Below are 12048 nucleotides of genomic sequence, written 5' to 3'. Positions count from 1 at the left end.
CATAATCTCTTCTGGGTTAATGTTTTATTGAATTCTCCATTTTGCTTATTACTTCTATTGAAGAAGAATAAACTTTATCCATAGCTTGATTCTCATCACCTGGAGCAAACCGGGCAAATTCACAATCATTCAATGCGTTCAGGAATTCTTTGATCAGTTCCTCATTTACTCCGTGATTTCTTAGTTTTTCTTCAATATTATCTTTAGATAAACGAGATACCGGAATATTCAGTTTGTCACTTATATATCCCCACAATGCCTTTAATACCTCATCGTAGAAAGCATCTTTTTTATTTTCGGAGAGTAATTTTCCTGCAAGCTTCATTCGCTTCGTTGCCACTTTATTTGCTTTTTTCGTACGCATTTTAGCAACATTTGCATTTTCAGCAGCTTGTTTACGATAAATAATGAAGAAAATAATAAAGGCAAGAGCCGGAATGATATAGAACAACCAATATGTCATTGAACCATAGAAGAAACTTCCTTTAGGTTGGAGAGTAACTTCATTCTGTTTGATATAACGGATGTCTTCACCTAATACTTTCAAGTCCTCTTTATTCGTGAAGTTAGCAATTACTTGATCCGCATTACCTGCACCTTTCTCAACATTTACTACATAATCTTCTGTTTTCAGTGTTTTGTAAGACTTGGAGCGAATATCAAAATAGCTGAAAGATACTCCCGGAATCTTATATGTTCCGGCATGTCTCGGAATTGCCAAATATTCAATAATTTTATTGCCTGTGAGTCCTTCCCGGGTTAATCTGACTTGATTGTCTACTTTGGGATCATATACTTCAAAATCATCCGGGAATTTAATTTCCGGATTAGAAATCAACTTCAGGTTACCTGTACCGGATATTACCAGTTTAATAGTAATAGCATCATTGGTTTTCAGTTCCTTACTGTTGATAGAAGAAGATATATTGAACTCTCCCACTCCACCTGAAAAATCTGCAGGTTTACCCGTAGGAAGCGGATTGACATTTATTGCTATCTTAGGAGTGGAAATATTTTTTTTAATTTCAATGACATTACTTCCTCCATTGAAGAAGGCATCAAAAGGATCATCTGATTGCACAGGTTTTCCGATAGTCATCTGGAACTGTGCCGGATCAATATATAGCTTTCCTGATTGTTGTGGGAAGAGAACAAACTGGCGATAAACCGTTGTATAGTAATTACGTCCCTGATAATGCTCCGGAGTCCATCTTGCATTAGTTGTCATTTCTATTTCTTGAGAATGGAAACCTTTAAAGTCGGGCAATTTCGCATTATTAAGTTGTAAGTTGGATTCTCTGGTGTAAATTTTATAGGTCAGGACAAAAGCCTCCTGTTCATACACATTTGTTTTACTGGCACTTGCCATAATAAAAAGGTCCTGATTAGAGACACTTGTACTAGATGAGGAATGTATAGAACCACTACTACTATTATTTTGCTCGTTATTGCCACCTTGATCTTGTGGCAATACTTTAATCTTTACTGAGTTTGACACCATTTGGTCACCATCGGCAACAATGGAGGCACCGGGTATTGTGTATTCTCCGGCATTATTAGCCATTAATATGTATGTAAATGTAATACTACTAGTAGATGTAACATTACCATTCACTATTTGAGTACTACTTTGTTGTGAACGGCTTGGACCCATCAATACATCAAAACCTTTGATTGATGGTGCCCGAAAATCTTTCACTTTTTGTGTAGTTACAATATACGACAGCCTGAATTGTTCGCCTACTACCACTGCATCAGGAGCAGAAGCAGTAAAAGACACCTTATCAGCAAACGCATGAGTGCTATATGCTATCAATGCCATCAATATAATAATCAGTTTTTTCATTGCTTATGAAATTTATATCATCAACTTTATATTACCAATCTTTTTCCAAGCGACCGCCTTGCATAACTTTTTGTTGTTTCTTCACTTTATCCTGCACATCTTTCTCGTCCTGCATGACAGAATTCAGTAATTGTTCAGCATTCTCCTTCGACATCTGATTGTCTTGTTTCTTTTCAGATTTCGGTGGTTGCTGCTGATCTTTCTTTTCATCTTGTTTCTGATCCTTCTGTTTGTCTTTATTCTGGTCTTGTTTCTGATCTTGCTTTTGCTGATCTTTGTTTTGGTCCTGATTTTGATCTTGATTCTGCTGATTTTGTTGGTCTTTCAGCATTTTCTGTGCGAGAGCCAAATTGTACCGGGTTTCATGATCGGTAGGATTATTACGCAGTGACATTTTATATGCATCTACAGCTTTGGCATAGTCTTTACCAGCCTGGAAAATTACTCCCATATTGTGGTAAATATGGGCGAGTTTCATTTTATCTTTTTCTATTTTGCTGGCCGATACATATTGTTCCATGGCATCCTGAAACTTTTGCTGTTGCGAAAGGGTATTTCCTAGATTATACATGGATACCGTAGACTTGGGATTAGCTTCCAAGGCCTTCCGGTAGTTCACCTCTGCATCAACAAATACGCTATCATTAAACAGACGGTTTCCCTTACGGATATAGTCGCGTTCTGCTTTCTGAGCCGATACACCAGCTGCCGCTAACAGAAATACAGCGAATAGAATATATTTACTTTTTAACATACGTATAACTATTTCTTATTAGAAAACAGGTGAATGTTCTTAAATAAAGGATTTTTGCGATCCAGAATTAAGATTTCTGCCAATAACAATAGTAGAATAACCCATGCAATAGCCTGGAATTGTTCGTTAAACTCCGTATATACTTTCGACTCTACATCAGACTTCGCCATTTTATTTACTTCTTGATTGATGGCCTTTTGGGCTGAATTAGAATTATCTACTCGTACATATATACCTTTTCCTTCTTTTGCAATTTCCTGACACATAGCTTCATTCAAACGGGTAACGATCACATTACCTTCCCGGTCGCGGCGGTAATCATTCGTTCCTTCCACCGGTATTGGAGCGCCATCAGGCATACCTACTCCCAATACACTTACCTGAATACCCTTTTCTGCCGCAGCTTTGGCAGCTTCCACTGCACCACCTTCATGATTTTCACCATCAGTAATGACAATAATGGCGCGACCTACCCCTTCTTGCGGGGTGAAACTACGGGCTGCCAGATTGATTGCTTCCCCAATAGCTGTACCCTGTTTAGAAATCAACGAAGGACTAATGGATTCTAAGAACATCTTAGCGGAAATATAGTCACTTGTAATTGGCAGCTGTGTAAAAGCGTCACCGGCAAATACAATCATACCTACCTTATCATTATCAAGCTCATCTACTAACCTGGATATTAATCTTTTTGCTTTTTCCAAACGGCTAGGCTGTACATCCTGCGCTAACATAGAGTTTGAAATGTCCAAAGCAATAATTACCTCTACTCCCTTACGTTTAACCGTTTCCAGTTTTGAACCGAATTGAGGGCGTGCCAGTAATACGGAGAACAAACCAATAGCAACAAAAATAATCCAGAATTTTACATCCGGACGATATTTGGATACGTCAGGCATTAACTGAGCCAACAAAGTCGGATCTCCGAAACGTCGGATATTCTTTCTCCTCTTGTAATTGGAATACAAGTAGAAAGCTGCTAAAATAGGTAATAGCAGCAATAAATATAAATATGTAGGTTCTCCAAATCGAAACATCTTCTTACTATTTTATGATTGGCAAATAACGATTGACAAACATCCTTATGGAATTTTCTTGAGTACCGAATTACGTAATAGTACTTCCAACAAGACACAGAGGAAAGCTGCTAAAGCAAACCAATGATATTCTTCGTCCCGCTTACTATACTCTTTTACATTCAGTTTAGTCTTTTCCAGTTTATCAATTTCTTCATATACTTCTTTAAGCTTCGAGTTGCTAGTAGCCCGGAAATAGTTACCATCTGTCGTTCCGGCGATCTCTGTCAATGTCTTTTCATCAATTTCTACCGGCATACTTACATATTGCACCGTATTTCCGACTGGATAAGGATAAGGAGCCATTCCATTGGTACCTACTCCGATGGTATATACACGAATACCAAAACTTTTTGCTATTTCTGCCGCTGTCATTGGCGAAATATCTCCCTTATTATTAGTACCATCCGTCAATAGGATAATAACTTTGGATTTTGCTTTGCTATCTTTTAAGCGGGTTACAGCATTTGCAATACCCATACCGACAGCAGTACCGTCAGTGATAAGACCACATTTGATATTATGTATCATATCCAACAATACAGCATGGTCTACAGTCAACGGACATTGGGTAAAAGTTTCTCCTGCAAATAATGTAATACCGATATTATCATTGGGACGTCCATTGATAAACTCTGCAGCTACGTCTTTAGCAGCTTCCAGTCTGTTCGGCTTCAAGTCTTCAGCCAGCATACTGGTAGAAACGTCGATAGCCAGCATAATATCAATTCCTTCTATCTCACTGTTCTGCCACTTATTAGTAGTTTGCGGGCGTGCAAGAACCAAAATAACCAGTACTAAAGCAAGGCAGCGTAATAGAAATGGAACATGCAACAAATAATTCTTATAACTTTTAGGTGTATGTGCATATACCCGGGCATCCGAAATTTGAAGAGTTGCTTCACTTTTCTTTCGCTTCAGGATATACCATACAATATACGGTATAAGCAATAATAGCAAAAACAGATATTCAATATTGGCAAAAACCATTTTATTTATGATTTAACAGTTTACTATTTAGTATTAAGCTATACATCCTTTATACAAAAAGATTGTATAACTGTAGACCTATATATATAAAGGTACCGATCAATGCTGCTGATAACAATGCAATTCCACAAATCAGCATAGCTTTAACACGTAAAGAACGTTTCTCAATAATAGTGATTTCCGTTGGTTGCGGTTTCTGATTTTCCTCTTCCGGTTGTTTGGTCTCATTGATAAAATCAATGGCATTGATCAAATTAGCATCGTTTTCATTCATCTGAGGATTATGCTTCGCGAACTTCACCAAATCAGCAGTCTGGAACAATAGTTTTAGGTCTGATATGGCTTCTTTATCATTCATTTCCAATAACTGATCGATTATTTCAGAAGAAGTCATTTCCAATGCATTAAATCCGAAACGGTCCTTAATATATGTACGAATAGCATCGGTTAGTTCGGTATAGTACTCCTTCGATTGCCCTTTCTGCCATACCTTCTCTGTCTTGATACGTTCTATCTCTTTCATTGCAGCCTGATGTGGCGGCAATTTGGGTTCAACTTTAATTTTACGGATAATCGGCTTATTATCACGTATACGAACAATCAGATAAATCAGTAAACCAAGCAAAGGTAAAGCCAGGAATGAGCAAGCGATCAATCCATACCAGTCTTCCCATGCGAAAGGCGCTTTCATCACAGGTTTTTGTCCGAAGAACTGGTCAGGATGTAAGGTGTCAACCGGCATTGAATATACTTTTAATGCCAAAGCTTTGGAGTTGTACACTTTCCCATCTACGGTAACCGGCATTGGCGGCAGATAATATAGAGCAGAGTCAAAAGAAGTGATAATGTACTCCTGCGTAATCACCATCCGCTGGCGATCGTTCAGGAATTGGGTATCGGGTTTGACTGTTTCTATAATTTCCACACCTCTTACCAACGTATCAGTGTAAGCAGGAAAAATAGCACGCTGTTTGGCATCCATGGCTACTTGCAATTGCACTTTCGCCTGTTCGCCGATCAGTATCTGCAATGAATCAATTTTTGCTTCTACTGTAACAGACTGCGCTACTGCTTTACTGACAAACAATAGACCTAATAATGCTATCAGAATAATATTTCTATTCATCTTTGATTCCATTAATTTCGTTTGGCAAATAAATTCAACAATGCCTTTACGTAATCCTGATCGGTTCTGACGGATACAGCATCTACGTTGCTTTTGGTAAAAGTATCGTTCAGTTCAGTCTGCTTTTGTATCCACCAGTCGCGATGTGCCCGGCGTACAGCTTTGGAAGAGGTGTCAATCCATTGTTCATGCCCAGTTTCTGCATCTTTGATTCGCATCAGTCCTACTGGAGGAAGATCACTAAGTCTCCTGTCGTATACTTGCAATGCTACTACATCATGTTTCCTGTTAGCAATGGTCAGCGCATTCTTAAAGCTTTCCTGGTCAATAAAATCTGATAAGATAAATGCAGTGCAACGTCTTTTCATTACGTTTGTCAAATATTCCAAGGCAAGACGAATATTTGTGCGACGGCTTTCCGGTTGGAAATCAATCAATTCTCGGATAATATATAAGATATGTTTACGTCCTTTCTTGGGAGGAATAAACTTCTCTATCCGGTCTGAAAAGAAAATCACACCTATTTTATCATTATTCTGGATGGCAGAGAAAGCAAGAGTAGCAGCGATTTCCGTCACCATATCTTTCTTTAGCTGCTTGATCGTACCAAATTCCAAACTTCCGGAAACATCAACCATTAACATAACTGTCAGTTCACGTTCTTCTTCAAACACTTTCACATAAGGTTTATTGAAGCGCGCAGTCACATTCCAGTCTATGTCACGTATATCATCACCGAATTGATATTCACGGACTTCCGAAAATGACATACCCCTACCCTTGAAAGCCGAATGATACTGGCCTGCAAAGATATTGTTAGACAATCCTCGTGTCTTTATTTCAATTTGGCGAACTTTTTTTAGTATTTCACTTGTTTCCATTTATACAGTAGTTAATTAGTAGGTAGTTAAGTAGTCATGCATAGATACTTATGACTACTTATTGACTGTATTATAACTACAAATTAGGGCACTTCAACCTTATTCAGAATCTTACTGATAATTTCGTCCGAAGTCATGTTGTTAGCTTCAGCTTCGTAGGTCAATCCGATACGGTGACGAAGAACATCATGTGCTACAGCACGTACATCTTCCGGAATAACGTAGCCGCGACGTTTGATGAATGCATACGTACGAGCAGCTAATGCCAGATTGATAGACGCACGAGGTGAACCTCCGAATCCGATCATATCTTTTAGTTCCTTGAGGTCATATTTATCAGGGAAACGAGTTGCAAATACAATATCTACAATATAACGCTCGATCTTCTCATCCAGATAAACTTGACGAACAACTTTACGTGCTTCAATAATTTCATCCGCTCTTAGAATAGGCTTCACATTAAACTTCTCACCATTGATATTCTGACGAATAATCAATTTTTCTTCTTCCAACTTCGGATAATCAATGACTACTTTCAGCATGAAACGGTCAACCTGTGCTTCAGGAAGCGGATAAGTACCTTCCTGTTCGATAGGATTCTGAGTTGCCAATACAAGGAAAGGTTCCGGTAACATGAATGTTTCTTTACCAATAGTAACCTGACGTTCCTGCATTGCTTCCAGCAAAGCACTTTGTACTTTTGCAGGAGCACGGTTAATTTCATCAGCTAATACAAAGTTTGCGAAAATAGGTCCGCGCTGCACTTTAAAAGATTCATCTTTCTGACTGTAAACCATTGTACCGATAACGTCTGCAGGCAATAAGTCCGGCGTAAACTGGATACGGCTATATTTCGCATCAATCAGAGAAGCGAGTGTCTTAATAGCCAAAGTTTTCGCCAAACCAGGCACACCTTCCAAGAGGACATGGCCATCGGAAAGTAATCCGATAAGCAGTGATTCAACCAAATGTTTCTGACCAACAATGATTTGGTCCATACCTGTCGTAAGATTGGTAACGAAAGCACTTTGTCTTTCAATCCGCTCATTTAGCTCGCGGATATCAATTGATTCAGCCATAAATACTTAATATTTTATTATTTAAATCCCATTAATTTTATGTAAGCCTTGCCTGTGTCATAAGGCTTTTTATTTTGCCCCAAAAGTACGCCATATAATTAACGATTGCAACTAATTTTTATTAAAAAACAATGCGAAATCTTTAGATTAAGGTACTTTCATACGCTTTTGTACATCCATAACACTTCACCCGACCAATACAGGATTTGCATGGTCGGGTGAATGGATTATAACTACTTATTCTTTTGTAAGTTCCGGTATTTCAATAGTTGTGCCATACGGTACATTGTTGGGGTTCTTAATAACCTTCGGATTGTGTTTCACAATGTATGGCCACATTGCCTTTGTACCATAAAAACGCAAGGAAACCCTAGTCAAAGTTTCTCCTTCTTTGATTGTATATTTCGTCTTAGTTCCTGTAATCTTATAAGATGCTGAATCCAGATAGACAGGAGTAGCAGGTTGTTGTGTGACCGTTTGAGGTTCTGCTTTAACAGGAACAGCTTCTTCTTTTTTTGGGGTAACCGGTTGTGTCGTGGTAGCGACTTTGGATACATCAGGCGTTATTGCCTTTGCAGTATCCTTATGTGCAATCGTATCAGAAAGCTGCGCTTCCGGTTGAACGGGTTGGGTGGTTACAGGTGGCATATCCATTGCATTCTTGTCAGATGAAGAAGAAAATAAATCCGGATAATAAATAAAAAGAATGACACCTCCGCATAATAGCAAAACGACTACAATAACAGCTATTAAATAAGGTACAGGAGATTTTTCCTTCACTGGGGCTGTCTTTTTAGAAACCGGTTGGGATACTTGTTCCGGTTGGACCGGTTTTATCATTTCTTTTTCAGCAGGAGACACTATGGGAGTCACAGGTTGCAGATTTGCTTTTAGAAGCTCTTGCTCTATAATCTTTTCGGCAGTGATCTCTTCTTTTTCTTCTTCTATAGATGCTGCTTGCTGCTCATCGATTATCACTTCCTCTTCCGGAACCTCTTCATCTTCCAGCTGTTCTATCTTTTCTTCGATATCAGTCTCTGTAATGGCTTCTTCGGACTCTTTAGGAGACGTCTGTTCTGTCGATTCCTGTGCTATTGCAGATTCCTCAGTAATAGCAGGTTTTTCAATAGACTCTTCCACAGGTGGCTGACTGGCTATTTGCTCTTCCTGAATCGGCTCTTTTTCCGAAAGACCATCATCAGTACCTTCATTTTCTTCTATCACAGTAGTTTTAGAATCACCACCCACCTCATTCAAGACTGCCTGTGCTGATGCTTCCTCTCCTATTTCTTCTTCCTCAGTCTCTTCTATCGGAGTATCTTCCAGAATTGTATTTTCATTCAACACAACAGTCTCAAAGTGTGCAAAAGGTTTATTTATCGTATCCCTTAGATTTGCATCCGGAGAAAATGAGACTTTTGTATGTCCTTTTATCTGGAAACGCTCTCCTGTGTTGACATTGACACTTTCCCGGCTATCTACATCAATAAGTTTGAAAGTTCCCAATCCTTTGATTTTTACAGTCTTTTCGTTTTCCAAGGCTTGCTCTATCAAGAGAAAAAACTCTTTAACAAACGCTTCGGCGTCTTTCTTGGTCATGCTATGTTTGGCTGCCAATAAGTCAGTAAGGTCTTGAATTGTTAGTCTTTCATTCATAACGGGAAATATTTATTTAAACTTATCTTTCAATGTATTGCTAGGTCTATACGATAATACCAATTTAGGTGGAACCAGCATGCGTTGTTTGCTTGCCGGGTTGATTGAGATCCGTTCCGCTTTCTTTTTCACTTCAAAAGAACCGAATCCTTGAATTGCAATCACATTACCTTCTTCCAATTCTTGTGTCATACTGGACAACAAAGAATTCATCAATTCGGAAGTATCTTTGATTGTATATCCCAATCTTTCCGCTAGTTCGGATGTAAATTCCTTATTATTCATAGTCATTTATAATCTTTGCATATAAATCAAAATCGTCCGCATTCACCACTTCTACCTGATAAAACTGTCCGATCTTAAGCTCTCTCTCTGAACGATCAATCAATACTTCCGGATCTACTTCCGGTGAATCAAACTCTGTCCGTCCGATATAATAATCTCCTTCCAGACGATCGATTATAACTTTCATCTGTTTACCGATCTTTTCTGCACTTAACTCTGCCGAAATACCTTGTTGGATATCCATCAATTCATCAAGTCGGGCTTGTTTAACCTCTTGTGGGATAGAATCTTCGTATGTTTCTGCAGCATAAGTCCCTTCTTCTTCGGAATATGCGAAAGCGCCCATCCGATCAAAACGTACTTTACGTACAAATTCTTTGAGATCTTCGAAGTCCTCCTCTGTTTCTCCGGGATGTCCTACCATCAAAGTCGTCCTCAGGTGAATGCCCGGCACTTCTTTACGGAATTGTTCGATCAATTGGTAAGTATCCTCTTTGCTCACTTGTCGGCGCATTAACCTCAACATATTGTCACTGATGTGCTGAAGGGCAATGTCCATGTATTTGCATACATTGTCACGTTCGCGCATAACCCGGAATAAATCTGTTGGAAAATGTGCTGGATAGGCATAATGCAAGCGAATCCATTCCACCCCGGGTATATCAGAAATACGTTCAATCAATTCCGGAAGCATTTGTTTCTTATACCGGTCGATGCCATAATAAGTCAATTCCTGTGCGATCACTTGAAATTCTTTCACGCCTTGCGATACCAAGTATCGTACTTCGTCCAGAATTTCTTCCATTGGTTTGGAAATATGATGTCCTGTAATAATGGGGATAGCACAATAAGAACATTTACGGTCACATCCTTCTGAAATTTTCAGGTAAGCATAATGCTGGGGAGTTGTCAATGTCCGTTCAATATATAATTCATCGTGATAGACCTTTCCCAAGTCCTGTAAAAGCTCCTTCCAATTAAACTTCCCATAAAATTTATCTACCTGTGGTATCTCAACAGCTAGTTCCTTGAGATAGCGTTCGGAAAGACAACCCATCACGAAAAGTTTCTTTAAATCCCCTTCTTCCTTTCTTTCAGCGAACTCCAGAATCATATTTATGGATTCTTCTTTGGCATCACCAATGAACCCGCATGTATTGATTACCGCAATTTCCCCTTGCGGATTTTCAGTGTCATGAGTTACGCTGTATCCGACTTCCTCCAATTGACGCATCAGCTGCTCGGAGTCAACCAGATTTTTAGAACATCCTAAAGTAATAATATCTATCGTCTTTCTTTTCATGCATTTTCTCCAAACAAGGAATCAACGAATTCATTTTTACGGAATACCTGCAGGTCTTCCATGCCTTCGCCTAGTCCGATATACTTAACAGGAATCTTGAATTGATCGGAAATACCAATCACAACACCACCTTTGGCGGTTCCATCAAGCTTAGTGATGGCCATAGCGGTAACTTCCGTCGCCAAAGTAAATTGTTTGGCTTGCTCAAATGCATTTTGTCCGGTGGAACCGTCCAATACCAATAAAACTTCATCCGGTGCATCAGGCACCACCTTTTTCATTACATTCTTAATTTTGGTCAGCTCGTTCATTAAGCCTACCTTATTATGCAGACGACCTGCTGTATCAATAATAACCACGTCTGCGTTATTGGCAACGGCCGAACTAAGAGTGTCATAAGCCACAGATGCGGGATCCGCTCCCATTTTCTGTTTGACTACGGGAACTCCTACCCGTTCTCCCCAAATCATTAGCTGTTCCACAGCTGCAGCGCGGAAAGTGTCGGCGGCTCCCAGATAAACGGATTTACCTGCTTTCTTGAATTGATAAGCTAGTTTGCCAATAGTCGTAGTTTTACCTACCCCATTTACTCCCACAACCATAATGACATAAGGCTTTCTTGCGATGGGTATGTCGAAATCAGCTACATCATCCGAATTATTTTCAGTAAGCAGAGCTGCTATTTCGTCACGTAATATAAGATTCAGTTCCTGAGTATTTACATACTTATCTGCAGCAGCACGTTTTTCGATGCGCTTGATAATATTTAAAGTTGTTTCTACACCGACGTCAGATGTAATCAGCACTTCTTCCAGATTATCTAATACTTCATCGTCTACTTTTGACTTGCCAGCCACAGCACGAGCTATTTTACTGAATACGCTCTCTTTGGTTTTAGATAATCCTTTATCTAAAGTTTCCTTCTTCTCCTTTGAAAAAAAACTAAAAAATCCCATATTTACACTTGTTTGTATAATACATTTGCTACAAAGATATAACAAAGGATTGGAAAAGTAAAAAAAGAAGCAATAAAAAATCCCCTCATTGTTTGC

General features: G+C 39.0%; 11 protein-coding genes. All 11 read right to left on the bottom strand.

Annotated features, from left to right (window positions below; all coding sequences use genetic code 11):
• Positions 1-16: 16 nt before the first annotated feature.
• Complete coding sequence (locus I2I13_RS17695; protein ID WP_195650132.1) at positions 17-1846, bottom strand: BatD family protein; 1830 nt, start codon at positions 1844-1846, stop codon at positions 17-19.
• Between the two features lie 31 nt (positions 1847-1877).
• Positions 1878-2600 (bottom strand): tetratricopeptide repeat protein, encoded by a 723-nt coding sequence (locus tag I2I13_RS17690; protein WP_004295972.1) that lies wholly within the window; start codon positions 2598-2600, stop codon positions 1878-1880.
• A gap of 8 nt (positions 2601-2608) precedes the next feature.
• Positions 2609-3637, bottom strand: coding sequence for a VWA domain-containing protein (locus I2I13_RS17685; protein WP_195650131.1), 1029 nt, complete (start codon positions 3635-3637; stop codon positions 2609-2611).
• 45 nt (positions 3638-3682) lie between these two features.
• The gene (locus I2I13_RS17680; protein WP_148366691.1) at positions 3683-4666 is read right to left on the bottom strand and encodes a VWA domain-containing protein; all 984 of its coding nucleotides are present in this window, start codon (positions 4664-4666) and stop codon (positions 3683-3685) included.
• A 49-nt stretch (positions 4667-4715) separates the two neighbouring features.
• Positions 4716-5792 carry a hypothetical protein gene (locus I2I13_RS17675; RefSeq protein WP_004325925.1) on the bottom strand — a complete coding sequence of 359 codons (1077 nt, stop codon included), beginning with the start codon at positions 5790-5792 and terminating at the stop codon, positions 4716-4718.
• 11 nt (positions 5793-5803) lie between these two features.
• Positions 5804-6673 (bottom strand): DUF58 domain-containing protein, encoded by an 870-nt coding sequence (locus I2I13_RS17670; RefSeq protein ID WP_148366692.1) that lies wholly within the window; start codon positions 6671-6673, stop codon positions 5804-5806.
• Positions 6674-6756: 83 nt separating this feature from the next.
• Entirely contained in the window at positions 6757-7752 is a 996-nt protein-coding gene (locus I2I13_RS17665; RefSeq protein ID WP_148366693.1) for a MoxR family ATPase, read from the bottom strand.
• Between the two features lie 237 nt (positions 7753-7989).
• Positions 7990-9408 (bottom strand): HU family DNA-binding protein, encoded by a 1419-nt coding sequence (locus tag I2I13_RS17660; RefSeq protein ID WP_195650130.1) that lies wholly within the window; start codon positions 9406-9408, stop codon positions 7990-7992.
• A gap of 12 nt (positions 9409-9420) precedes the next feature.
• Positions 9421-9693 carry an HU family DNA-binding protein gene (locus tag I2I13_RS17655; protein WP_004306073.1) on the bottom strand — a complete coding sequence of 91 codons (273 nt, stop codon included), beginning with the start codon at positions 9691-9693 and terminating at the stop codon, positions 9421-9423.
• Entirely contained in the window at positions 9686-10996 is a 1311-nt protein-coding gene (gene rimO, locus I2I13_RS17650) for a 30S ribosomal protein S12 methylthiotransferase RimO (RefSeq protein ID WP_148366695.1), read from the bottom strand. The genes I2I13_RS17655 and rimO overlap by 8 nt, the downstream gene beginning before the upstream one ends.
• Entirely contained in the window at positions 10993-11952 is a 960-nt protein-coding gene (gene ftsY, locus I2I13_RS17645; protein ID WP_148366696.1) for a signal recognition particle-docking protein FtsY, read from the bottom strand. The genes rimO and ftsY overlap by 4 nt, the downstream gene beginning before the upstream one ends.
• Positions 11953-12048: the final 96 nt, after the last annotated feature.

The sequence above is a fragment of the Bacteroides sp. D55t1_190419_B8 genome, from assembly GCF_015558905.1.
Lineage (GTDB): Bacteria > Bacteroidota > Bacteroidia > Bacteroidales > Bacteroidaceae > Bacteroides > Bacteroides vicugnae.
This window is presented reverse-complemented; position numbering and strand designations above follow the sequence as displayed.